Here is a 23,605-nt window from a genome sequence, read left to right on the forward strand (position 1 = left end):
TCGGCCCCGGCCCCGGATACCCCCCCGCAGGTAGCGGCGCCCCGGCTGCAACTGGATCAGGCCGCCCCTGTGCCATCGGATCCAGCCGCCCCAACGGGCCGCGCGCCCCAGGCTATGGCCGAAGCCCTGGCACGCGGATCCTCGGGCGCGACTGCCCGCAAGCTGGCCGAGAACATCGAAAGGATCGAGGCGCTGGGTCAGCGGCTTGTGGCCGCGCTGGCAGCCCGATCCCGGCCAAATCCGGGCATCGAGGCGCCAGGCCCGGATCTGTTGATGACGGCTGCCAATGCCTGGGTCAAGACGATGTCCGAGCAGCCGGGGCGCGTGATGGAAACCCAGGTCAATTACTGGGGCGAGACCCTGAAGAACTATGCCCAGACGCATCGGGCGTTGACGCGGGGGCACGCGGATCCTGCAGCCGAGGATACCGGGTCCGACAAGCGGTTCGCCAACCCGCTGTGGAGCAGCCATCCTTATTTCAGCTTCGTCAAGCGGCAGTATCTGATCAACGCGAAGGCCTTGAAGGATGCCACGCAGAACCTGCAAGTGTCAGACGAAACCGACCGGCGCCGCATCACCTGGATGACCGACCAGATCGTTGACATGATGGCGCCCACGAACTTTCTGGCCACCAATCCCGATGCCTTGGAACGCGCGGTCCAGACCGAGGGGGAAAGCCTGGTCCAAGGGCTGGAAAACCTGGTCCGCGACGTGGAACGCAACAATGGCGACATTGTCGTGTCGCTGGCGGACCGCGAGGCTTTTTCCGTGGGCCAGAACATCGGCACATCGGAAGGGACCGTTGTCCATCGCACGCCGCTCTATGAACTGATCCAGTACAAGCCGACGACCGATCAGGTGTTCGAAACGCCGCTGCTGATCTTTCCGCCCTGGATCAACAAGTTCTATATCCTCGACCTCAAGCCGCAGAACAGCCTGATCAGATGGCTGACCGAACAGGGCCATACGCTGTTCGTCGTCAGCTGGAAGAACCCCGATTCCACCTATGCCGATACCGGGATGGAGGATTATGTCGCGGCCTACCTGGAGGCGATGGACAAGGTCCGCGACCTGACCGCGCAGCCCCGGCTGAACGTCGTGGGCTATTGCATCGCAGGCACCACGCTGTCGCTTGCCTTGGCGCTGTTGAAGCAGCGGGGCGACGACCGGGTCAAATCCGCCACGCTGTTTACCAGCCTTACCGACTTTTCCGACCAGGGCGAATTCGTCAGCTTCCTGCAAGACGATTTCGTGAATGGCATCGCCGACGAGGTCAAGCGCCATGGCATCCTGCGCGCGCAACTGATGTCGCGCACCATGAGCTTTCTGCGCCCCAATGACCTGGTCTGGGGACCGGCCATCCGCAGCTACATGATGGGCGAAGCGCCGCCCGCCTTTGATCTGCTGTTCTGGAACGGCGACAGCACCAACCTGCCGGGCAAGATGGCGATGCAGTACCTGCGCGGCCTGTGCCAGAGAAATGCCTTTGCCACGGACGGTTTCGATTTGATGGGCCACAAGCTGCATCTGTCCGACGTGACGACTCCAGTTTGCGCAATTGCCTGCGAGACCGATCATATTGCCCCTTGGAAGGATTGCTGGCGCGGCATCGCCGGGATGGGGTCCAGCGACAAGACCTTCATCTTGTCGGAATCGGGCCATATCGCCGGGATCGTCAATCCGCCGACCAAGAAGAAATACGGCCATTACATGGGCAGCACCGACTTCAGCGGCGGGTATCAGGCCTGGAAGGAATCAGCCAGCTTCGCGCCGGGCACCTGGTGGACCCGGTGGAGCGATTGGCTGGCAGAAAGGGCAGGGCGCATGGTTCCGGCGCGCGAACCCGGCAATGGGCTTGGTCCGGCACCCGGCACCTATGTCCACGAAAGGGCAGCCTGAGGGTTGGTATAACAATCACTTGCAAGAACAGGTTGCTTGCAAGGCAAGAAATTTCTGCGGCGCAGCATAAAATACTTGAAATGCCGCGCCGCAGCATTCATATTCCCATCACGAGAATGGCTTTGGCTGCGGAAACCTCTCTCATCGAACACGTCCTTCCGCGGCGTTGACAGGAGTGAATGACATGGCAAAGACCCCCGATTTTGCAAAGACCTTCCAGGACATGATGGCCAACTTCCCGATCGACACCTCGTCGTTCCAGGAAGCGTTCAAATCGCAAGGCGTTCTGGGCGAGAAACTGGCCCGCGTTGCGCTGACCGCAGCCGAGCGTTCGACCGAGATTTCGGCCCAGTGGGCCAAGGACGCCATCGCCCGCGTGGGTGAACTGGCTGCCGTCAAGCAGGAACCGGCCGATTACGCCAAGTCGCTGACCGACTTTGCTTCCGCTTCGGCCGAAGTTGCTGCCGAACACATGGCCGCCTACGCCGAAGTTGCGAAAAAAGTGCAGATGGACACCGTCGATCTGATGCTGACCGCAGGCAAGGACGTGGCTGTCGAGGCCCGCAATGTTGCGGAAACCGTTGTCCGCGACAACCAGCTCGCCGTGAAGAAAGCCGCGACTGCTGCGACCACCGTCGCCGCGAAGTAATCGCATCGACAGACGATCTTGAAGGAAGGGGCGGCATCGCCCCTTTTTTCATGTCCAGGGGATCCGATCCTGACCAGTCTCTTGGCAAGTGCAGAAAATTGCTTTGCCTTTTGCGGATGCAGCACCCATCATGCGGGAAATTGCATGACCGGGGTCCGCCATGCCCGCACCGAACACGCCGCTTCTGATCAAACGCTATGCCAGCCGGCGGTTGTATAATACCGAAACCAGCGATTATGTGACGCTTGAAGACATCGCTTCGTTCATCCGCGATGGCCGAGAGGTCAAGATCGTCGACCTGAAGTCCGGTGACGAACTGACGCGTCAGTACCTGTTGCAGATCATTGCCGAACACGAAGGCCGGGGCGAAAACGTCCTGCCCATCGACGTGCTGACTGACTTGGTCCGCAGCTATGCCACAAGTGCCCATTCCGTCGTTCCGCAATTCCTGGCCGCCAGCTTCGAGATGCTGCGCGAAAGCCAGTCGAAGCTGATGGAAAACATGGCCGTCATGCCGAACCCCATCGCCCGGGTGCCCGGCTTTGATGCCATGCATCGGCAGCAGCAGGCCTTTCTCAAGGCGCTTCTGGGCGGATGGTCTGGCACGTCAGGCCCCGAACCCGAGGATCTGGAAGGCGACTCCGTGCCTGCTGAAGGCACCCCTGCGCGCAAGCCGGCTTCCAAGCATCGTGCGGTATCCGGGGCTGAGGGAGCGGAGGACATGGCAGAAATCCGTCGTCAGCTTGCAGAACTTCAGCAACGTATCGCAAAGCTCTGACTTGCGCCTGCCGCCGACACAAGCTAGACCGCGCGCACGGACAGTTGGCCGAGTGGTCGAAGGCGCACGCCTGGAAAGTGTGTAGGCGGGGAACCGTCTCGAGGGTTCGAATCCCTCACTGTCCGCCAAACTATCTTCCTGATGCATTGTTATCGCTGCGTTTTCCCAGCCTTCCGCCGTTCAGGGTAGCGCACAAGGTAACAAACGGCGCGTGCGGCTGGGGACCGATGTGGTCTCCCAGAAACTTAGGCATGATCATCCGCCCATGGAAGATCCTTCAAGCCAAGTCCGTCATTTCGTCTTTGGGAGGTCCGGCGAATGGCCCGGGGGCCGTCATTCGCAGTCTCTGTCTTGTTACTAACACCGCTACTCTCGGAGAACCGCCAGAGTAAGCGGAATGGGGGCAACGTCTTATGCCTGACACAGTCTTGTCGGGTGCCGTGTCAGGGATAGAGGAGAGCTGCAACGCCCGCTCCCTGGAACGATGTGCCTGAAGCGATGGGCGGGCGCGGGCGAATGGACAGACGTTACGGTTCTTACCCCAAGTCGAAGCCGTCTTTCTCGGGCCCTTCCGTATCCTCCTCGAGCAAGATGGTCGATTCGTCACCCGGTGCCGCGATGCCCCTTCCGTTCTCCTCAGGATCGTCATCTCCAGGATCATGCTGCTCCAAAAACCCTTTGGGGCCAAGATGACGCCCTTCCGCACCCGGCAACGCATCCTCCTGAAAGATGGACGGCTTGGTAACCTCCAACTTGAGGCAGGACAGAACCTCCGCCACTGTCCCAAGCACCGTAATCGCCCCCTTCTCGTCCACCAACAAAACACCGGCCTTGGGGATGTCCTGCACCAAGTCTCCCAAACGCGGGGTCAAGCGGGGCTGCTTCCGGAGATCAGCCAGGCATGCCGGCGTCAGGACAAGGAAAGCCTCGGGTGAGGTGCAGGTGTCGGGGAATGCATCGCATGCTTTGCTCTCCATCGCCTTCTGCAGCAGGTCCTCGCCCCGCCCCCTGCGCGCCATGCTGCCGTCAAGCCAGTAAAGGCGGGCAGACTGCAGCCTGCGTGCGACCGCCGCCTGTGTGGTCTTTCTGTCAGCGGCCAGGAGTTGCCCCGGCTCGGGAAACTTGGGAAAGGGCCAGCCGGGCGTGATCTGCGGCCATCCCAGCCGGGCGGACAAGGCGCTGGCAAACCGTTGGACTTGGGCAATGCCTGCGTGTCCCAGCCTCTCAAACCAAGCCCGGCTTCTCGTGATCCGCACTGCAGCACCATCGGCGCAGGCGACGCCCACGCTCTGGTCCATCGGGCGAATGCGCGCCGTGGTGACCGCGATCCCCGCCGCGCGGGCAGCCTTCAGGACCTGCTGGCGGAGCCGGATCAGTCCGTTGCTTTTTCGAGCAGGCCGTCCTGCAGCTCGACAATCCCCGCCTGGCTGCGGCGGGTGGCCGCGCGCAGCAGCTCCATATCTTTCATGATCTCCGCCTGCTGGGCGAGCATCGCCGTCAGCGTGTCCTCGATCCGGGTGCCCTGCTCCTGCCCGGTAATCATGGCCTGACGCATCGAGCGCATCTGTGCGGCGATCTCCTTCAGGGTTTCGGAAAGCTCGCGGCCCAGATCCTGCGCCTGATCCTCCGGCCGGTTCAGCAGGTCCAGCAACTGGGCCAGCGGCAGGAGCCGCTCCAGGGTTTCCTGGGCCACTCCATGCGTCCTGCCCTGCTGGTCGAAGATCAGGCGCAACTGGTGCAGGATAGTGGGCGAGGACGGCGTGATGCTGGTGTCGTTCGTGGTCATGGGCAATGTCCTTGAGAATGGGGTGAAGGTGATCCCGCGCCGCATCGAGATCGGTCAGAACGCGTCTCAGATCGAGAGCGGCGCGCAACAAGCGCATCCGTGCATGGTGATCGAAGATCGCGGCAAGGTTCCTGGATCGAAGCTCCGGGCTGAGCTCGTCGCCTGCCACCGACGTGTTGCCATGGGCGAACCACCAGTCCCGATCGCCCTCGGTCAGGGCGATGCCGTGCCGCTGCAATGCCGCAGCCAGTTGCCCAGCGTCCTCGGGCTGGCACCCGATCAGGCTTTGGCCGATCCCGTGCGCGAGGGTCTGGCGTGCCTTCGAGGTCTGCCGGCGGATAGGCAGCAGAATGCCGGACCGGGGACCCATGCCAGGCCGTGGATAGTCGGGGGGTGTCAGGCCGAGATGGTGGCAGAGCCGGATGTCGGCCTGCTCGCAGCACGCCCTCTTGCCATCGAAGGGGATCGGGGCACCGGTAAAGGTCAATGGAAGCGCCACGATATGAGCATGGTCGCAGGCCGCATCTCGATGCTGAAAGGCGAGCCATGGAGCCCTCCGGTGCGGAAGACCCAGTCCATCGAAGGTGACGGATATTGCACGGGTCCACTCCGCGCGGTCCAGCCGCATGCTCCTGGGCAGGGAGATCACGATGTGCAGGGTCTCCACTGGTGCCGCCCTTGGGACCGCGTCCAGGCAAGCCTGTGTCCGGCGGGGTCCCCGCCATGGCACGGTGCCGCCGAGGAAGCGCGGTTCGGGGGCCGCGCCGTCAGTCTCGCGGGTCCGGCTGGCATAGCGCAGGGCCACCATGACATCGCGGTGGTGATGGATATAGGGGCGCGTCATGCGCGCCCCTTGAGGATGATGATGGTGTCCTGCAGCTGGCGCAGGGCGCGCCAGTTGCGCGCGATCAGGCGCTCGACGAGCGGAGTGTCCCACCCTTCCACGGAAACCCGGGCGATCAGATCGCTCAGGCAAAGCCCCAGCTGCCCCACTTCATCGTCGAGGCGGCCGGGGTCGGCCGCGCCCAGGCCGAGGATGCAGGTGCGGACGTAATCCGCCTTGCTGGAGACCCCGAGGCGCGCCATCCGGGCATGGACTTCCGCAGCGTCATGGGGCTCCAGGCGGACCTCGAAGCGTTCTTTCGTCACGCCTCCCTCTCGTCGTTAGGATCGAATCCGTGGTCGTCGTAGGCGACGACCGGCAACCCTTCGAGAAACATCCGCACCTCGCTGCGCTTCCAGCGGATCGAGCCGGGTGCAAGGCGGAAAGCCTGCGGGAAAGTGGCGTCGCTCCGCATCCAGCGGTCGACGGAGGCTTCGCTCACGGAGAGAATTTCGCAGACCTCGGATTTCTTGAGCAACTTGAGGTCAGGCGGCGCGGCCGATGCCGCGCCGTCGGGGGTGTGGGTCATGGTATGGTCCTCTCGTATCGATTGACATCACCGACCGGCGGATGCAGAGAGGATGTGTTCAGGATCCCTCGCGCGGCCGCCGACCGGTAGCCGCGCGATCTTCGTGCGGCCAAGAGTAAAGTTATACACATCCCACGCAGGGCGCTATGCTGGCGGCCCCAAGTTGCCGCACGAACCTGTGGATATCGATTTCGTCAGCCTGCTCTTAAGATGCTGAGGCGGATGGACAGAGCTTCATGCCGGTCTGCCATTCTCAATGAGCCCGCGCAGGAGCAAGGCTCTTGCCTCCGTCACGCTCACTTCGTGTGGAAAGCCTAGGGCCACGTCGCGCAGACGTGTCACCCCGATCTGCGCGTCGCGCCGGCCATGGATATGACCACAGATCCAACTGTCGGGCTGGTGGCGGCGAATAAGAGGCTCGAGATTGGATGCATAGGCAGGGCGGAGGCGGTCGAGGAGGTCGAGGCTGTCAAGCAGCTCCGGGTGGGGCGCATGATGTGTCACCACGATCGTCCGTCCGGGGAACGGTTCTGCGAGGGTCCGGTCGAGCCAGGCCAGGTGATCCTCGTGCATCTGAAGCACGTCACGGGGGCGAAGCCGCCTGTGTGCCTCTCCCACTGTAATCCTGCTGTAGTCCATCAGCCGATCCTGCGCCGCGATCATTCCGGCCGTCACATCACCATTGAGACCAAAATCGGTCCACAAGGTGCAGCAGACGAACCGGCTCCCGTCCAGCCTGATGACCTGCTTCTGAGCGTAGCGGATCCCCACTGCCTCGGCCATCGCCGCCAAGCCGTCATCGTCCAGGATGTCCCATCCGTGATAGTCGTGGTTCCCCGGAAAGATGGCCACCTTGCGCAGGTCGATGAGGTCGCCGAGAACCTTGAAGAAAGCCGGCCAGTTGGATGCCGGATTGTCCGCGATATCTCCCGCGATGATCAGCGCGTCGACTGTTTCAAGTTCCTTGGCCACTGAGGCGAACGGGTCGAGCCCCGCGCGACGCCAGGCGTCGGCATGGACATCTGCCCAGACAAGAACCGTCATTGGCTTTCGATCCTTTTCTGCTCGTTTGGGCATCGCGTGCCTGCGGCCTCCGCTTGTTTGCCGGGAGGCTGCGCCCTGGCTGCATGCCATGTTGCTGGCCGGACAGCTGACTGCCGAGGTGCCGATGCCGGAGGATATCGTCTGGCGCGGGTGACGGAAAGCTGGCGGAGGACGGAACTGGCGGCGGCAGCCCAACGATGCTCTCCAGCGTAGAACCAGCAGGATTATCTCGGTGGCTGGATGGCGCGCTTCCGCAGTCCCGGATCGGGCATCTGTCTTGGATGAGGCCGCCACCTACGGCTTAGGGCTCCTCGGGTTTGCGGCATGCTCTAGGTTCTATTTTGTCAGACCCTTTCCAAGCGCGAGATAAACGGATTTTTGGTGTGCTCTCCGCAAGTCGGCTTGGAGCAGGCGATGGCGGTCGGCGGGATGGGCACTCGAACTGGTGTGAGGTGCAAAAGGCCTCAGCCCTAAGCTCAGGCCGCTCGGGATCCAGCGCGGCTGTCGTGCCCAAGCCTGTCAGTCCGAAGCCAGCTCCAGCACCCCCACACCTGGCCACTCCGCAACCGTCAGCCTCGGCCATAAAATTCACCCTCCTGCGGCCTCCGCAGCGTCGGCACCGATCTACTCCTAGCCTTCGCAGCTCGGAGCGCAGCGTTTCCAGAACGCGCGCGTCTCGTCCCGTGCTCCGCTGGTGTGGCCTGCGCCGGCGGTGGAGCACTGCGTGTGCAAGCCGGCCTCCGCTTACGGAGTTCAAACATGAGGCGGAGACCTCCGCCAGGCTCCACGGCCTCCGCATGCCCTAGGTCTGGGGTGGCTCCGGTCTCCGCAGTCTGAACCCAGGCGGCACCTCTGCCTCAGGGTGAGCGCTCCACCTTGGCCAGCCACTGCGCCAAGTCGTTCCCGTCCATCAGGCCAACCTCCACGAGGGCGTCGGCCATGGCATTCAGGAGCGGCCTGTCACGGGCAAGGAGGGTTCGAGCTCGTTCCTCGGCCGCCTCCAGCCGCTCCCGGACGCGGAGGGCATTGGCGGGGTTGGCGAGATAGAGAGCGGGATCGGCGGCATGCCAGAGGGGTCCCTCCGCTCCCAGGCCCATCCGGGTGTCGATCTGAACAGCCAGACGCGTGGCCAGACTGAGGTCCGATCCCATCGCGCCGCCCGCGCCTGAGGAGACGGAGCCGAGGACCAGACGCTCGGCCGCGCGTCCGGCGAGCAGACGGGTCAGTTCTGCCTCCCAGTCGCCCAGCAGGCCTTCATGGGAGGCCGGTCGGGTCCAGGCCTCACCGCTGCCTGAACGCAGCACCAGGCGGGTTACCTGTCCGAGGCCAAGGGCCGTGGCGATGATGGCATGGCCACATTCGTGCAGGGCGACGCGACGCTCCACATGCGGCTGCCGCGCATCGCCGGCAAGGGCGCGCAACACATCGTCCGGTCGCAGGGCCCGACGTTCCGACCGGGCCCCGGCTCGGGCGGCGCGCAGGGCGGCGTCAATCGCCGCCGCGGTCTGCCCACTGGCCGCGCGAATGAGCTGCGCCATGACAGCCGCATCCGAGGCAAAGCCGTTCCCCGGAAGAGCGTCCTGCAGCATCCGCGCGATCGCCCGGCAACCTGGCGTGGGAACTTCCACCTTCATATCGAACCGACCTGGCCGCAGCACGGCCGGATCGATCGTCCCTGGGTGATTGCATGTCCCGACCACAAGAACACCCGGCATCCGGACAAGACCATCAAGTTCCTCCAGGAAGGCATTGATGACCTGCCGGCGGTAGTTCTCGTTGTGGGGGTCCGGACTCTCGCGGCTGCCGACCGCGTCGATTTCGTCGATGACGAGGATCGCCGGCGCCGCCAGGCGGGCCTCGGCGAAGGTCTTGCGCATCGCCGCGAGCATCAGGCCAAGATGGCCGGCCGCCTGCCAAGCCGCAAAGCCCCCGCGCACCAGCGCAACCCCCGCGCTTCCAGCCATGGCCAGCGCTAGGAAAGACTTGCCCGTTCCCGGTTCGCCGAAGAACAACACGGAACGCTGCACCTCCGACCAGGGAACCTCGCCTTCCTGCCAGGCCAGAAGATCGGCCACCATCTGCCGCGCGACGGCTTCGGCAGCGCCGTAACCCTCGAAGCGTTCGAGCGTCGGCCGGGCCGGATCGGATGGCACTTTCAGCAGGGCTGTCACGCGTTCCGCCACAACACCGGCGGTCGGCGCACGGAGGGCGAGAAGGAGGCCGGCGTCACCGAGCCGGGCCAGGACAGGATCATCTGGCAGGCGCGCCACGACGTCCAGCTTGCCGGCCGAGGCGGAATGAGTGACCCCCAGGAGGACCGAGAGGATCTCCCTGTCGAGGGGCGGCAGGAGCCGAGCTTGCGGCAGGATACGCTTCAGATCGTCAGGCAGATCGTGGGGATGGGGCACCAGGATCAGCACAGCTCGGCCCTGGCCAAGCAGGGTCGTGATGCTGCCGTCCCGAACTGCGCGTCGTGCCATCTCCACGGTGCCAAGAGACAGGGTGGCCAGGTCCCCTGCGGCAACGGATTTTGTCGCCCAGCTTACCGTGGTCGTCCGACCGTCCGGAAGCAGGGCCTCATCAAGGACATGACGCACGTCCCCCTCTGGCACATCGCCATGCGCAAGGACCGTAACCGCTCCTGACCGCAGGATCGCCCTAACTGCGGAGACCCTGCCGAAGAGAACCGACAAGCGCAGCGCCAGGACAAGACGGTCAAGGGGAGGCAGAACCTTGGGTTGCGGAATGTCGGGCTGACGGACCACCTCGTCACCGGGGGGTGTGTAAACCTCTTCGCCACGTGCCAACGCCTCGCCCTCGTCACAGGGCGCAAGCACGGCGGACGGCACGCGGGCGAGAGCCGCCGTGGGCGAGAACCCTTTTTTGCGTCCGGGTTCATGGACCTCCCAAGGTTCGGGAGAGTGCGCGGATGCACTGGACCACTGCGAAGGCTGATCGTCCGCGGCAAGGCGTTCAAGCCGCTGGATGGCGAGTGTCGCGAGGGGGAGCCAGGATGGCTGTGTCATGGAGGAGCTCCTGCACGGGATCCGGTTGCTCACGGCCAGGAGGCCGGGCCGCGGATCGCCATGGTTGAAGGATGTTTCGAATGGGATCGGGCGCCTGCCGCCGCCATTCTGGAGCGGGCGATGTCCGCGTCGAGTGATGCGGCATCATCGCCCGTCAGAGCCGACGGCAGCGCAGTTTCCGGTTCGGCCGGATCGGTCAGCCTATCGGGGCTATGGTGGACGATGCGGACAGGCCAAGATCGCCTAGCGCCTGGTGCAGGCTGAGGTAAGGGTTTCGGCGCAGGGCTTCGATCTGGGCGCGGGTGATCACGTGCGTCTCGGCGGCTCCCGCTGAGAACAGCACCGCATTGTGCGGCAGGATGACCAGGGCCGCGAGGTCGTAGGCATCGGGGGCGTAAAGCTGCACGCCGTTTGGATTGCCGCGATACCCCCGGCGCATCCGGAACCGGTAGAGGCCGTTCTGCGCATTGGTCTTGGTCTTCACCTGCATCCGGAGGGCCGCTTCAGGATGCATCAGCAGGAGATCGAAAGCCTCCTCCTCAGCGGCGGGATAGCAGCGCTCGCCGATCCGGGTCAGCAGCGACTGGACGAGGAGCTCGCCTGCACGCCCGATTTCCTTCGCCCGGTGCTGCAGAATGTCCGGATCGACGTCCGGATAGGCCGCGAGGTCGGTGGAAGGTGCGGCGAGGGACAGGCCCGGCGCCTGGGTGAAACCGGGCAGCATCATCTGGAGTGCCATGTCTGTCTCCCTTAAGCCGCCAGGATAGTCAGCGCGGCCGGCATGTTTCCTGCTGACCAAGCACCGGCAGGGGTGGCGACATTCGCGCCGACATGGGCCTTGCGACGTGCGTGCTTCAGTAATGGCTGCGCCGCTTGGGGCTGGCCAAGGATGCCACCGTCACCTGAAGCCACGCGGTTGAGTCCCGAAACCGCTTCGAAAAGGCCCATCGCCTCTTGAACCAGCAAGCTTGCCTGCCATGCAAGACGGCTCTCGCTCTGCGGCATCAGCAGGACGCCCCTGAAGTTGGGTGAGGCCCCCGGGATGCGTCGATCCAGAGGCGCCCGCACAGAAAGCCCGGTTCGCATTACCGTGGCTGCCTGGATCAGCATCCCGTTCGGATGCCCGGGCGTGAACGGAAGTTCGTCGATGAACTCAAGGCGAATTGCCAGTTCCGCCCAGCGCTCCTTCGCTGTAGTCAAACTTGCTGCATACGAGGGATCGGCCAGCGAGGTCGCCAGAACCTTGTCATCGGCGCATCGCACAGCGCGAAGGCAGAGGATAACCCGCGCAAAGGCCTGCGCAAGTTCGCAGCGCGACAGCGCAGGGTCAGACACTTCACCCGCGCGGCGCAGGATGGTAGTTACGGCATCAGCCATGATCGTCTCCCATAAGACGGTTGTGGTCAGAGTGAGTGCGAGGGGTAGGATCCTTGCACTCACTCGACATTATGATATCTTGAAATTATAAGCAATGGGATAATTTCATGATATCGAAAAATCGTGGCCGACCAAGCGTCGACACGGAGCCAGTGCTGGTCAGAATGCATGCCGGCCTCATCAAAAGGATCGACGAACTTCGGCGGGAGGCACCCGACCTTCCATCCCGACCCGAAGTGGTGCGCCGACTTGTTGAGAAGGCCCTTGCCAGCGGCTTTGATGCAACTCAGCCTGACTGAGGTTCCTACCGCGTCTTAACGTGCTCGGGCGACAACCAACGTCGTTGGCACCGAGCGGGTCAAAAACGCGGCAAGTGGCGAACGGTCGAGTTGCTGGCCTGCCCGATCACCTAACGACCGCATCCTAAGTATCCATCAGCCCGGCGCGGTTATGCCGACTGGTGGAAGGCGCTGGGCTGGGTCTGGGACGGGCTAATCGCAGGCGGCATGTTGCAGGGGCTTGAGGTGACGGCAGCGATGCCGAAGGCGCGGCCGCTTGATCCTAGCTATCGCCACGCGCCGAAGAACCTGATTGGCCCGCATGCAACCTGCAGCAATCAATTCCTAGTAATGTCTGGTAAAGTCTGGCAATTTCACCTTAATTACATTCGAGAGGGAGCAGGTCCATGACGGACCCCATTCTCACTTTGCCAGAGGTCGCCGTTTTGTTGAAGGTTGCAGAGAAGACTGTCTACACGATGGCGCAAACGGGCCAGATCCCTGCTTTCAAGGTGCGTGGCCAATGGCGATTCAAGCACGACGACATTGATCGGTGGATTGATGAGCAGAAGGCCGTCGTGAAAGGGAACGTCGCGAAGGACACGCTGAATGTCTGAGCAGTTCTTTGAGAAGCCGATCCTGAATTCTCCTTACGAGTATCCTGGCCGTCATTGGGAACTAGACGCAGATGGCCAGCCGACGAACCGCATCCTCGAGTCGCGGCGCCGCTCCGACTTGATCACGCCTGTTCCCAAAACCAAGAAGCAGCGCCAAAATCAGAAACAGGGTGCTTTGGTTCTCGGGGGAGGCGATGACCTCTCAACCAAGGATCAGGAATATAACCCCACCCCGATCATCAACGAAGTCCGGGGATATGTCGAAACTTGGCGTAACCTGCCGAACCCGGACCAGTGGCTGGTAACACCAGAAACGGCGCGCCTGCTGCAACATTGGCGTCACCACACATTCGAGGGCGTCCGACCCTTCTTCTGCCAGATCGAGGCCGTCGAAACGGCGATCTGGTTGACAGAGGTCGCGCCGAAGATGGGGCCACGCGTCACCAAGTTCTGGGCGCACATCAAAGGTGCTAACGAGCAGGCCAATCCGGAACTAATGCGCCTTGCGTTGAAGCTCGCTACAGGGGCGGGCAAGACCACCGTCATGGCAATGCTGATTGCCTGGCAGACGGTCAACGCCGTGCGTCACCCGAACAGCAAGCAGTTTTCCAGCCGGTTCCTGATCGTCTCACCCGGCATCACGATTCGCGACCGGTTGCGCGTCCTGCTACCCAACGATCCCGAAAGCTACTATCGGAGCCGCGAGATCACGCCGCCCGACATGCTGCGAGATATTCAAAGCGCCAAGATTGTCATCACCAACTATCACGCCTTCAAGCTGCGCGAAAAACTGGTAATCGCCAAAGGCACCCGACAAGCGCTTGAGGGCTGGCGCGGCGAGAAGGTCCAGACGCTGGAGACCGAAGGCGAGATGATCCAGAGGGTCATGGGCGACCTGATGGGCCAGAAGAACATCGTCGTTCTGAACGATGAGGCGCATCACTGCTATCGCGAACGGGTGAAAGACGCCGTCGGTGAAACCGAGGACGATCTAAAGGGCGACGAGAAAAGCGAGGCCAAGGAAAACAACGAGGCCGCCCGGATGTGGATTTCCGGTCTGGAAGCGGTCAAGCGCAAGCTCGGCATCAACCTCGTCTACGACCTGTCGGCTACACCGTTCTTCCTACGCGGATCGGGCTACATCGAAGGGACGCTATTTCCCTGGACGATGTCCGACTTTTCGCTGATGGACGCCATCGAATGTGGGATCGTGAAGCTGCCGCGCGTGCCGATTGCCGACAACGTGCCGGGCGGCGACACGCCCAAGTTCCGCAATCTCTGGGACCACATCGGCAAGAAGCTCCCCAAGAAGGGACGTGCGGCAGGCAAGGCGCTCGATCCATTCAGCTTGCCGGTCGAACTGCTGACTGCGCTGGAAGCGCTCTACGGTCATTACGAGAAGACCTTCCAGCTTTGGCAAGACAGGGGGATCGGCGTTCCGCCGGTGTTCATCGTCGTCTGCAACAACACGGCGACGTCAGAATTAATCTACAAATACATCTCTGGCTTTGATCGGGTCAGCGATGACGGCACTGAGACAACCCTTGAAAACGGGCGCCTTGCCCTGTTCCGGAACTACGATGATTTCGGCAACCGGATGCCGCGGCCAAACACGATTCTGATCGACAGCGCTCAACTCGAATCCGGCGAGGCGCTCGACAAGGATTTCCGCGAGATGGCGGCGGTCGAAATCGAGCAGTTCAAACGCGAGATGGTTGAACGGACGGGCGACATCACCGCAGGCGACAAGATCGACGAATCCACCCTGCTGCGCGAGGTCATGAACACCGTCGGCAAGAAGGGCCGCCTCGGAGAACAAATCCGCTGCGTGGTCTCAGTGTCGATGCTGACCGAAGGTTGGGACGCGAACACCGTCACCCACGTTCTGGGCGTGCGCGCCTTCGGCACGCAGCTTTTGTGCGAACAGGTAATCGGCCGCGCGCTGCGACGGCAGTCCTACGAACTGAATGACGAAAGGCTGTTCAACGTCGAGTATGCCGATGTCCTGGGCATTCCCTTCGACTTCACGGCGAAGCCGGTGATCTCGCCCCCTGCGGCTCCGCGTGAGACTGTCCGTGTCCACGCGGTCAAGCCTGACCGGGATGCGCTGGAAATTACATTCCCCCGTGTCGAGGGGTATCGGGTCGAGCTGCCAGATGAACGGGTGGAAGCAAACTTCGGCCCCGATCACGTTCTGGAACTGACCCCGCAACTTCTGGGACCATCCAGCACCACCAATCAGGGCATAATCGGCGAAGGCGTGGACCTGACGTTGGAGCATCTGGAGGACATGCGCTCGTCCACCATCCTGTTCCATCTGGCGCGGCACCTCCTCTACACCAAGTATCGCGACCCCGGCGCGGAACCAAAGCTGCACCTCTTCGGTCAGCTAAAGCGCGTCACCCGCCAGTGGCTGGATGGTGGCTACCTGAAATGCTCCGGCGGCACATATCCGGCCCAGCTCGTCTACAAGGAGATTGCCGACATGGCCGCCGAACGGATCAAGTCGGCCATCACCGAAACCCTGAAGGGGGAAAACCAGATCAAGGCAATCCTGGATGCCTACAACCCCACCGGCACCACCGCCTTCGTCAACTTCACAACCTCTAAGGCGCTGCGCTGGCAGACCCGCCCAGACAAATCCCATGTCAACTGGGTGGTCTGCGACAGCGACTGGGAGGCCGAGTTCGCCCGAGTCGCCGAAAACCACCCCCAAGTGCTGTCCTACGTCAAGAACCAAGGGCTCGGACTCGAGGTGCCCTACCTCTCCGGCTCCACCCCGCACAAATACCTGCCCGACTTCATCGTGCAGATCGACGATGGAAGACTCGATCCGCTGAATCTGATTGTCGAGATCAAGGGTTACCGGGGCGAGGATGCCAAGGACAAGGCCAACACGATGCGCGCCTACTGGGTGCCCGGCGTGAACAACTTGGCCAAGTTCGGGCGCTGGGCATTCGCGGAGTTTACAGCAGTCTACGAGATTGAAGCGGAGTTCGCCAAGTTGGTTGAAGGGTTTAGGGTGCTTGATGCAGCCCAATGATCTACCCGATCGGACGCAAGGCCTCTTTTGGGCTGTTGTCGGCTACTCACGATGGTGGCTTTCTACCGACGCACCGTTTCTGAAAAGAGTTGCTCGCAATGGCGGTCGACTTGACGTCCTTACAGCCTCGAAGATCATGACGAACTACAACGTGGCGCGAGGGTTTGCGAAGAATAGCTCGACCCAGTTCAGCCAGGCAATCGAGATTGCCAATGATCGAGCGCCCAGTTGGCCCATAGGCCTTCGCAACCGACACCTGTTCTGCGAGTCCTTGGCCGATGAGTGGAAGGCAATCGACCCCACACGCAAACGCCAGATTTCCGCAGCAACCAAGATAATGTGGTTTCTTCGACCAGATGGCTGGACGATGTTCGACAGCAATGTCGCAAGGGGCATGGGTGTTTCTTCGGCGAAACATTTCTATGCTGCCCTGGATTCAAACGGCTTTTCCAGGGTCGTCGATCAACTTGGTGCTGTGATTACACAAAGCGAATGGACGTCGCTGCCCGCCAACAAGGTGATCGACTTCTATCTGATGGAACGTGGCAAATTCGGCAGCACGGATGAGATCATGGATGCGGCGGTGTATCTTGATGCTCTTCCGACGACAGCACGGGATACCCTCGTCTGGCTCGCCAACACAGCCCAAGCCCAAATGGGCGATGATTTCCTCCCGGCGATTGCGCCCAAGCGACGGAACAAGAAATGAGCAAGAAACCCATCTCCGTCGAATCCCTGACCCACGACGCCACGCGCAAGAACATTCCGACGGCGGAGTTCGAATCCCTCATGCGCGAGCAGGACAAGACGCCGATCCAGCTCGCCTACGAACGCCGTAACCGCGATCTTGACCCGCAGATGGTCTGGCGCGGCAAGGATGAACAGGACTGGTCTGACCTGATCGTCCAGGCGCCGCCGCTCTACATCCAGGAAAAGGTCCACCCTAAGGCAATCATCGATGACCTGAAACGCGACAGCAGCACGCGGGCGGCTGCGCAGGCAGATGGTAGCCAGTTCGACATGTTCGCCGATTTCAACGGCCTTCCCGATGCCGAGGCCGCGACCGAGTTCTACCAGCACGATCAGCACTGGTCGAACCGGATGATCTCGGGCGACAGCCTGTCGGTGATGGCCTCACTGGCCGAGCGTGAGGGGCTGCGGGGTCAGGTGCAGTGCATCTATTTCGACCCGCCTTATGGCATCAAGTTCAACTCCAATTTCCAGTGGTCGACTACCTCGCGCGATGTGAAGGATGGCGACAAGACCCATGTGACGCGCGAACCCGAACAGGTCCGCGCCTTTCGCGACACCTGGAAGGACGGCATCCATTCCTACCTGACCTACCTGCGCGACCGGTTGACCGTGGCGCGCGACCTGCTGAGCGACAGCGGCAGCATCTTCGTGCAGATCGGCGACGAGAACGTCCACCGCGTGCGGGCACTGATGGATGAGGTGTTCGGGGATGACAACTTTGTCAGCCAGATCACCATCGTGAAAACGGCAGGGAGGTCAGCAGACTATGTCCCCAACAACTCCGATTTCATTTTGTTCTTCGCAAAGAATAAGGCCACGCTTAAGTATCGAAAGCCTCTGGAGGAAAAAGGACTCAAGGAGGACAATGCTGGAGTCTATCGCAGGATCAGGGACCTACAGGTTGGTGATCGAGCTCTGAACTTCGAAGATCCGGCCGATCTTTCTGAGAAGAACGGTTACATCTTCCGTTTAGACAATTTTACCTCCCAAAAGCCACCAGGTGATTTTCCAATAGTCCATCAAGGCATCGCGAAGAAGCCAGGTCGGCGATTTTGGTCCACAGGCGAGACTGGCTCGGCTAGAATACTCAAAGCTGATCGACTGGAGCATTCAGGAGTTTCCTATTCATACATTCGCTTTATCAACGACTACAGGGCGAAGGATATTGGGAATACTTGGACGGACACAGGAACGGGCAGTTTTACCGACGACAAACTGTATGTTGTCCAGACCGGAACCAAGGTTGTCGCCCGCTGCATCCTGATGACCACCGACCCCGGCGATCTGGTGCTCGATCCCACCTGCGGCTCGGGCACCACAGCCTATGTCGCCGAACAATGGGGGCGGCGTTGGATCACCATCGACACCAGCCGCGTCGCCGTGGCCCTCGCCCGGTCCCGCCTGATGGGCGCGCGCTATCCCTATTACCTGCTGGCCGACAGCCCCGAAGGGCAGGCGAAGGAAGGCGAGATCACCCGCACCCCACCCAAAACCACGCCCACCCATGGCAGCATCCGCCAAGGCTTCGTCTACGACCGCGTGCCTCACATTACCCTGAAATCCATTGCCAACAACGCAGAGATCGACGTCATCTGGGACCGGATGCAGCCCGCGGTCGAGGCCGCCTTGGCAGGGTTGAACGATACCATGCTAGGCTTTCCCTGCGGTCATCGGATCACAACGGGCGGCAGGGTCGGCAAGACAATCGACTTCCTGACCGAGGGTTGGAAAGAAATGCCCTCAGGCGAGGAAGCGCCGATCAACGGGTTCATGGAGTGGGAGGTGCCGCGGGACCATGGGACGCCCATGTCCGGCGAGCTTCTTGAGCAATGGCAAAAGCTGTTGCGGCTGCTTGGCTACCGACCTGCCCCCGGCGGCATCAAGCGGTGGGTGAAGGCGTCGAAGGGCCGCGATCTGGACGACCTGACCAGCGACCAAGGGTTCGAGGTCAACAACCGGCTGGATGTCATGAACGGGTTAATGTGCGGCGAAGGCAGCGGCGGCTCGTATCATATCGCAACGCCTGGCTTCCACTTCACGGCAGAGAATCTGCTGGAATTGCCTATGGGTCCAGGGGGAGAACCGATCGTGCCTTGGCCGCAAGAGGCACAGGCTTACCTGAAGGCGTTCTGGGAGGCCCGCATCGCACGCCAGCGCGAGATCGACGCCTCCATCGCCGCCAAGGCGGATTTTGAATACCTCTACGACAAGCCATTTGTAGACAAGGGCAAGGTGCGCGTCGCCGGCCCCTTCACGGTCGAGAGCCTGTCGCCGCACCGCACGCTGGCCGTGGACTGGGACGACGAGCTGATCGACACGCACGAGGCCGCAGAGAGCAAGCGCAAGGCCGCCGAGGCCCCGCGCGACTTCACCGACTTCGCCCACATGATCCTGGAGAACCTCAAGGCCGCGGGCGTGCAGCAGGCCCACAAGGAGGACCGCATCACCTTCACCAGCCTGACCGGCTGGCCCGGCAAATGGGTCGCTGCCGAAGGCACTTTCATGGAGGGTGACGTCCAGCGCCGCGCAGGCGTCTTCATTGGCCCTGAGTTCGGCACCGTCAGTCGCCCCGATCTAGTGGCCGCCGCCCGCGAAGCGGGGGATGCCGGGTTCGATGTCCTGATTTGCTGCGCCTTCAACTATGACGCCCACAGTTCCGAGTTCGACAAACTGGGCCGCATCCGCGTGCTGAAGGCCCGGATGAACCCCGACCTGCACATGGGCGGAGATCTGAAGAGCACCGGCGCGGGCAACCTGTTCGTGATCTTCGGCGAGCCGGACATCCGCATCACCGATGCGAGTGACGGCATGGTGCAGGTCCAGGTTTTCGGCGTGGATGTGTTTAAGCCGCAGACCGGCGAGGTGCAGAGCGAGGGAACTGACGGCATAGCCCTGTGGATGCTGGACACCGACTACAACGAGGAGTCGTTCTTCGTCCGCCACGCCTATTTTTTAGGCGCCAACGACCCCTACAAGGCGCTTAAGACGACGCTGAAGGCCGAGATCGACGAGGAAGCCTGGGAGAGCCTGTATTCCGACACGTCGCGGCCGTTTGCGAAGCCGAAGTCGGGCCGGATCGCGGTGAAGGTGATCAACCACCTTGGCGACGAGGTGATGAAGGTGTTTGCGGTGGAGTGATGAACGAAGAAGACTGGCGAGAAATTGTCCAACTTATTCAGAATGAACTGCGGAGCATCGGCCACGACGAAATCGCCGAACTTAGAAACTACGAAAAGAGGGAAGGATCAGGGCGATTTCTTCCGCAACCAAAATACCTAGCAAATGAAATGCTTGAAGCCCTGCGTCGCGATATTTCTGTGCGATCACCAGCAACGCTTCAAAGGTCGTTTGGAATGCTGGGAGAGCTGATAGATGAGGGGGAACGACCAAAGGAAGCAATTGTTTGGGTTGATCCTGAGCGCGCACTTGTTGAAGGGCGTGATCCCCGAGAGCGTCTCGAGGGAAGTGAGGGCGCATGGCAGGCTCTTAAAGAACTGGAGGAGCTAATCGGTCACCTCATTGAGATCGGTGATAGAGGTGACCTCAAGTGACCTGGGATAAGGCAAAGGCAAAGGCTGAGATACGAAAGTTCTTCATCAATCACCAGATCTCTGCAAAGAAAGCAGTGTCATCATCCACCGATGGGAAGGTGTATGAACTCTATTGCTTGGTTCAGACCCTTGATTGGCTGAAATCGCACTACCCTGTAACTGTAAGGTTTAAGGGGAAAACGGTTGACTTCAAAGCAAGTCCGGGCAGCATAGATCGCTCAAGATCGTATTTCGAGATAATGGGTCGCGGATCGATGCTTGAACTACACACAGACATCGAAATTGAAACGTTGGGATCAAAGTTGCTGGGGGGTAGCAGCGACAACAGCGGATACCACGAGATCGACTTAGTGCTGATAAATTCGTCTGTACCAAACAAAACGATGCCGCGACATGATCAGTTGTTTTTGGGTGTGGAATGTAAGTCCAGTGCCAATTTCGGAAAAGGAATAGTCAAGCAAGTGCTGGGGGTCCGCAGAGAACTATCCTTTTATAGAACTTCGCGTTGGACCTTGGACAAAATATGGGGAACCAGCCACCGTCGAATGCTTGGAGCGGACCCTGCATCCTTATACTGGCTGGCTTTTGCAGATCCTAAAGGGCTAAGTTATGCTCAAAGCCCAGGAAAATTCGGAATTCATTTTAAACATTGGAGTCCTTAAGCTTTGCAATTCCGGATCGCTGACAGTTTTCAAACGAGCCTTGCTAAGCTTACCGCTCAGGAGCAGAAGGCGGTTAAAACCACTGCTTTTGACCTGCAACTGGACCCGACCTCGAACGGCCTGTCCTTCCACAAGCTGGACCGCGCCAAGGACTCGAGTTTCTGGTCGGTGCGGGTGAATGCTGACATCCGCATCATCGTGCACCGCACGGCCTCTAGCATCCTGCTGGTCTATGTCGACCATCACGACGACGCCTACAAATGGGCCGAACGCCGCAAGATTGAACGCCACCCGACCACGGGCGCCATGCAATTGGTCGAGGTGCGGGAGCGGGTTGAAGAGGTGGAAATCTTCAAGCCCAAAGAAGTGGCCACTACACCGGCGCCCACTACAAAGACCGCGGCCCGCCTTTTCGACAATCTGCGCAAGTTCGAACTGATGGCCTTTGGCGTGCCCGAGGAATGGGTGAATGACGTCCGGGCGGCCACCGAGGACACGTTGTTCGACATCATCGAGCACTTGCCGGAAGAGGCGCAGGAAGCTCTGCTGAAACTGGCTGTGGGCGAGAAACCGCAACCGCCCGAACCTGCTCCGGTCGAAGCCGATCCCTTTGGTCATCCTGACGCCCAGCGCCGCTTCCGCGTTCTGACCAACGCAGAAGAACTGAAGCAGGCGCTCGACTATCCGTGGGACAAGTGGGCGGTCTTTCTGCATCCAGCCCAGGCTGACCTTGTCGAGCGTTCCTTTTCCGGTCCAACCCGGGTTTCGGGTTCGGCCGGGACGGGCAAGACCATCGTGGCGCTGCATCGCGCAGTCCATCTTGCCCGCGCCAATCCTTCCGCCAAGGTCTTGCTTACGACGTTCTCCAAGCCGCTGGCTAATGCCCTGCGCAGCAAGTTGACCAGCCTCGTGGGCAATGAACCCCTCGTTTCGGTGCGGATCGTCGTGAAGGCGGTGTTGTCCGTCGGGTATGACCTTTACACCGAACGCTTCGGGCAACCTCAAATCGCCCCTGCAGCGCTGTTGGAATCGCTGATCACAAAGGCAGCGGCCGAGGTCGAAGGGCACCGGTTCTCCAAGCAGTTCCTGATGGGAGAGTGGAACGACGTCGTGGACGCCTGGCAACTTCGGTCGTGGGAAGATTACCGTGACGTCTCGCGGCTGGGCAGGAAGACACGGATCGGCGGCAAGCAGCGCGAAACCCTTTGGACCATCTTTGAACGCGTCCGTGCTGGGCTGCGGGAACGCGGCGTTGTGACATGGTCGGACGTCTTCGGCCGTCTGGCAGACAGTTTCGCTCATGGCAGCACACGCCCCTACGACTTCGCCGTGATCGACGAGGCGCAGGACTTGGGTGTAACCGAGGCGCGGTTCTTCGCCGCCATGGCAGCAGAGCGCAGCGACGGTCTCTTCTTCGCCGGGGATCTTGGCCAGCGCATCTTTCAACAGCCCTTCTCTTGGAAGGCGCTTGGCCTTGATGTCCGCGGTCGCTCTTTCACGCTGCGCATCAACTACCGCACCTCGCACCAGATCCGCACACATGCCGACCGGCTACTGCCGTCAACCGTTTCGGATGTAGACGGAAATACGGAAGGGCGGCGCGGCACAGTGTCTATGTTCGACGGACCTCCCCCCACGGTCATGGCCTGCAACGACGTCGATCACGAATGCCGTGTGGTTGCTGGCTGGATCTCAGACCGACTGAAGAAAGGCTGTGCGCCTCGCGAAGTGGGCGTTTTCGTGCGGTCGGACGCGGAACTGAAACGTGCGCGTGCTGCTGCGAAAGCTGCAGGCGTTCGCGCTGTCGAGCTGAGCGAGAAGAACGAAGTAGAAGAGGGTGCCGTCGCCATCAGCACGATGCATTTCGCCAAGGGCCTCGAGTTCCGGTCTGTAGTGGTCATGGCCTGCGACGACGAGGTGATCCCGCAATCCGAGCGGATCGAGTCCGTTGCCGACGACGCCGACCTCGAGGAAGTCTACAACACCGAACGGCACCTGCTCTATGTGGCCTGCACAAGGGCCAGAGATCACCTGCTGGTCACAGGCGTTGCCCCAGTTTCCGAGTTTGTCGGCGACTTCCTCAAGGGGGGCTGACCAAAGCAGCAGGCTCCCTTCGGCATGGTTCCTCCTCGGCGCTGATCGTATTCGGGGCGCGCGCCGCAACGTTCGCTAGGTTTTTGATCCCACTGTTTGATGGTGCGATCCTTTCTCATGAATGTAAGGATACGCCAGTGTTCTGAATCTGACGCTTGCTACCTAGCCGGATACCATCGAGCGCTCCTGCCGTCCGGAGACGGATTATTGGACCAAGACGATTGCGCCGAGTCCTTGCGCCCCTCGCGCTCAATACTTGATTATACATTTCGGTTATTCTAGTATTATGGCTTAAGGAGTTCTTCATGGATATCGATCTTGCCGCCTCCCGCCTTGCCGCGCTTGGTAATTCCACGCGGCTACGACTTTATCGGCTGCTTGTTCGGGCCGGCGATCCAGGGCTGTCGGTGGGACAGATCCAGGAAAGGCTCGGCATCCCGGCCTCGACGCTGTCTCATCATTGTCGCGCCTTGGTTCAGGTTGAACTGATCCAGCAGGAGCGGGTTGGCACCTCCCTGATCTGCCGAACGAACTATCCTGCCATGCGCGAGCTGATCGACGACCTAGCATCGGAATGCTGCGCCGATACCTGCGACCCGAGGACCTGACCCATGCCTTTCCACGGGCCATATTTCG

Annotated in this window: 19 protein-coding genes, 1 tRNA gene and 1 pseudogene; 13 read left to right on the forward strand and 8 right to left on the reverse strand. The window is 61.3% G+C overall.

What is annotated here, in order from left to right:
• The first annotated feature begins 114 nt into the window (after nt 1–114).
• The 4 genes from phaC (at nt 115) to Q5701_RS10810 (ending at nt 3,454) form a co-directional block, all read left to right on the forward strand.
• Complete coding sequence (gene phaC, locus Q5701_RS10795) at nt 115–1,899, forward strand: class I poly(R)-hydroxyalkanoic acid synthase (protein ID WP_306755228.1); 1,785 nt, start codon at nt 115–117, stop codon at nt 1,897–1,899.
• Nucleotides 1,900–2,083: 184 nt separating this feature from the next.
• Nucleotides 2,084–2,548, forward strand: a complete 465-nt coding sequence (locus Q5701_RS10800; protein WP_234853284.1) for a Phasin — start codon at nt 2,084–2,086, stop codon at nt 2,546–2,548.
• A gap of 160 nt (nt 2,549–2,708) precedes the next feature.
• Nucleotides 2,709–3,326 carry a polyhydroxyalkanoate synthesis repressor PhaR gene (phaR, locus tag Q5701_RS10805; RefSeq protein WP_306755229.1) on the forward strand — a complete coding sequence of 206 codons (618 nt, stop codon included), beginning with the start codon at nt 2,709–2,711 and terminating at the stop codon, nt 3,324–3,326.
• Nucleotides 3,327–3,364: 38 nt separating this feature from the next.
• Nucleotides 3,365–3,454, forward strand: a tRNA-Ser gene (locus Q5701_RS10810).
• Between the two features lie 408 nt (nt 3,455–3,862).
• Here the strand turns inward: Q5701_RS10810 and Q5701_RS10815 are convergent.
• From Q5701_RS10815 to Q5701_RS10850, 8 genes are all read right to left on the reverse strand, one after another.
• Nucleotides 3,863–4,624, reverse strand: a complete 762-nt coding sequence (locus Q5701_RS10815; RefSeq protein ID WP_306755230.1) for a hypothetical protein — start codon at nt 4,622–4,624, stop codon at nt 3,863–3,865.
• Nucleotides 4,625–4,698: 74 nt separating this feature from the next.
• The gene (locus tag Q5701_RS10820; protein ID WP_306755231.1) at nt 4,699–5,112 is read right to left on the reverse strand and encodes a hypothetical protein; all 414 of its coding nucleotides are present in this window, start codon (nt 5,110–5,112) and stop codon (nt 4,699–4,701) included.
• Nucleotides 5,113–5,952: 840 nt separating this feature from the next.
• The gene (locus Q5701_RS10825) at nt 5,953–6,261 is read right to left on the reverse strand and encodes a hypothetical protein (RefSeq protein WP_306755232.1); all 309 of its coding nucleotides are present in this window, start codon (nt 6,259–6,261) and stop codon (nt 5,953–5,955) included.
• Nucleotides 6,258–6,524, reverse strand: coding sequence for a helix-turn-helix transcriptional regulator (locus tag Q5701_RS10830; protein ID WP_306755233.1), 267 nt, complete (start codon nt 6,522–6,524; stop codon nt 6,258–6,260). The genes Q5701_RS10825 and Q5701_RS10830 overlap by 4 nt, the downstream gene beginning before the upstream one ends.
• A gap of 234 nt (nt 6,525–6,758) precedes the next feature.
• Complete coding sequence (locus tag Q5701_RS10835) at nt 6,759–7,568, reverse strand: metallophosphoesterase family protein (protein ID WP_306755234.1); 810 nt, start codon at nt 7,566–7,568, stop codon at nt 6,759–6,761.
• A gap of 857 nt (nt 7,569–8,425) precedes the next feature.
• Complete coding sequence (locus Q5701_RS10840; RefSeq protein ID WP_306755235.1) at nt 8,426–10,594, reverse strand: AAA family ATPase; 2,169 nt, start codon at nt 10,592–10,594, stop codon at nt 8,426–8,428.
• Between the two features lie 196 nt (nt 10,595–10,790).
• Complete coding sequence (locus tag Q5701_RS10845; protein ID WP_306755236.1) at nt 10,791–11,333, reverse strand: hypothetical protein; 543 nt, start codon at nt 11,331–11,333, stop codon at nt 10,791–10,793.
• Nucleotides 11,334–11,344: 11 nt separating this feature from the next.
• On the reverse strand, nt 11,345–11,971 hold the full coding sequence (locus Q5701_RS10850) for a hypothetical protein (protein ID WP_306755237.1): 627 nt from the start codon (nt 11,969–11,971) through the stop codon (nt 11,345–11,347).
• 324 nt (nt 11,972–12,295) lie between these two features.
• Here Q5701_RS10850 and Q5701_RS10855 point away from each other — a divergent pair.
• From Q5701_RS10855 to Q5701_RS10895, 9 genes and pseudogenes are all read left to right on the forward strand, one after another.
• Nucleotides 12,296–12,525 (forward strand): annotated as a pseudogene (locus Q5701_RS10855) (hypothetical protein); the annotation flags it as partial.
• 131 nt (nt 12,526–12,656) lie between these two features.
• Nucleotides 12,657–12,866, forward strand: a complete 210-nt coding sequence (gene mads1 / locus Q5701_RS10860; RefSeq protein WP_306755238.1) for a methylation-associated defense system helix-turn-helix domain-containing protein MAD1 — start codon at nt 12,657–12,659, stop codon at nt 12,864–12,866.
• A complete protein-coding gene (locus Q5701_RS10865; RefSeq protein WP_306755239.1) occupies nt 12,859–15,909 on the forward strand; it encodes a BPTD_3080 family restriction endonuclease in 3,051 nt (1,016 codons plus the stop codon). Before mads1 ends, Q5701_RS10865 begins: the two co-directional genes overlap by 8 nt.
• A 136-nt stretch (nt 15,910–16,045) precedes the next feature.
• Nucleotides 16,046–16,618: a hypothetical protein gene (locus tag Q5701_RS10870; RefSeq protein WP_306755240.1), complete on the forward strand. Its 573-nt coding sequence runs from the start codon at nt 16,046–16,048 to the stop codon at nt 16,616–16,618.
• Nucleotides 16,615–19,800 carry a site-specific DNA-methyltransferase gene (locus Q5701_RS10875; protein ID WP_306755241.1) on the forward strand — a complete coding sequence of 1,062 codons (3,186 nt, stop codon included), beginning with the start codon at nt 16,615–16,617 and terminating at the stop codon, nt 19,798–19,800. The genes Q5701_RS10870 and Q5701_RS10875 overlap by 4 nt, the downstream gene beginning before the upstream one ends.
• On the forward strand, nt 19,800–20,213 hold the full coding sequence (locus tag Q5701_RS10880) for a hypothetical protein (protein WP_306755242.1): 414 nt from the start codon (nt 19,800–19,802) through the stop codon (nt 20,211–20,213). The genes Q5701_RS10875 and Q5701_RS10880 overlap by 1 nt, the downstream gene beginning before the upstream one ends.
• Nucleotides 20,210–20,875 (forward strand): hypothetical protein, encoded by a 666-nt coding sequence (locus tag Q5701_RS10885; RefSeq protein ID WP_306755243.1) that lies wholly within the window; start codon nt 20,210–20,212, stop codon nt 20,873–20,875. Before Q5701_RS10880 ends, Q5701_RS10885 begins: the two co-directional genes overlap by 4 nt.
• Before the next feature lie 3 nt (nt 20,876–20,878).
• On the forward strand, nt 20,879–22,969 hold the full coding sequence (locus Q5701_RS10890; protein WP_306755244.1) for a 3'-5' exonuclease: 2,091 nt from the start codon (nt 20,879–20,881) through the stop codon (nt 22,967–22,969).
• Nucleotides 22,970–23,274: 305 nt separating this feature from the next.
• A complete protein-coding gene (locus tag Q5701_RS10895; protein WP_306755245.1) occupies nt 23,275–23,577 on the forward strand; it encodes an ArsR/SmtB family transcription factor in 303 nt (100 codons plus the stop codon).
• Nucleotides 23,578–23,605 lie beyond the last annotated feature (28 nt).

This window comes from Paracoccus actinidiae (assembly GCF_030863885.1).
In the GTDB taxonomy this organism is placed as follows: domain Bacteria; phylum Pseudomonadota; class Alphaproteobacteria; order Rhodobacterales; family Rhodobacteraceae; genus Paracoccus; species Paracoccus everestensis.

Bases quoted from the DNA above. Each gene is read 5' to 3' on its own strand.
- Q5701_RS10830 (WP_306755233.1), bottom strand. From the start codon at position 6,524: ATGACCCACACCCCCGACGGCGCGGCATCGGCCGCGCCGCCTGACCTC.
- Q5701_RS10895 (WP_306755245.1), top strand. From the start codon at position 23,275: ATGGATATCGATCTTGCCGCCTCCCGCCTTGCCGCGCTTGGTAATTCC.
- Q5701_RS10835 (WP_306755234.1), bottom strand. From the start codon at position 7,568: ATGACGGTTCTTGTCTGGGCAGATGTCCATGCCGACGCCTGGCGTCGC.
- phaR (WP_306755229.1), top strand. From the start codon at position 2,709: ATGCCCGCACCGAACACGCCGCTTCTGATCAAACGCTATGCCAGCCGG.
- Q5701_RS10880 (WP_306755242.1), top strand. From the start codon at position 19,800: ATGAACGAAGAAGACTGGCGAGAAATTGTCCAACTTATTCAGAATGAA.
- Q5701_RS10845 (WP_306755236.1), bottom strand. From the start codon at position 11,333: ATGGCACTCCAGATGATGCTGCCCGGTTTCACCCAGGCGCCGGGCCTG.
- Q5701_RS10820 (WP_306755231.1), bottom strand. From the start codon at position 5,112: ATGACCACGAACGACACCAGCATCACGCCGTCCTCGCCCACTATCCTG.
- Q5701_RS10815 (WP_306755230.1), bottom strand. From the start codon at position 4,624: ATGGACCAGAGCGTGGGCGTCGCCTGCGCCGATGGTGCTGCAGTGCGG.
- Q5701_RS10875 (WP_306755241.1), top strand. From the start codon at position 16,615: ATGAGCAAGAAACCCATCTCCGTCGAATCCCTGACCCACGACGCCACG.
- Q5701_RS10840 (WP_306755235.1), bottom strand. From the start codon at position 10,594: ATGACACAGCCATCCTGGCTCCCCCTCGCGACACTCGCCATCCAGCGG.
- mads1 (WP_306755238.1), top strand. From the start codon at position 12,657: ATGACGGACCCCATTCTCACTTTGCCAGAGGTCGCCGTTTTGTTGAAG.
- Q5701_RS10865 (WP_306755239.1), top strand. From the start codon at position 12,859: ATGTCTGAGCAGTTCTTTGAGAAGCCGATCCTGAATTCTCCTTACGAG.
- Q5701_RS10800 (WP_234853284.1), top strand. From the start codon at position 2,084: ATGGCAAAGACCCCCGATTTTGCAAAGACCTTCCAGGACATGATGGCC.
- phaC (WP_306755228.1), top strand. From the start codon at position 115: ATGGCCGAAGCCCTGGCACGCGGATCCTCGGGCGCGACTGCCCGCAAG.
- Q5701_RS10850 (WP_306755237.1), bottom strand. From the start codon at position 11,971: ATGGCTGATGCCGTAACTACCATCCTGCGCCGCGCGGGTGAAGTGTCT.
- Q5701_RS10870 (WP_306755240.1), top strand. From the start codon at position 16,046: ATGACGAACTACAACGTGGCGCGAGGGTTTGCGAAGAATAGCTCGACC.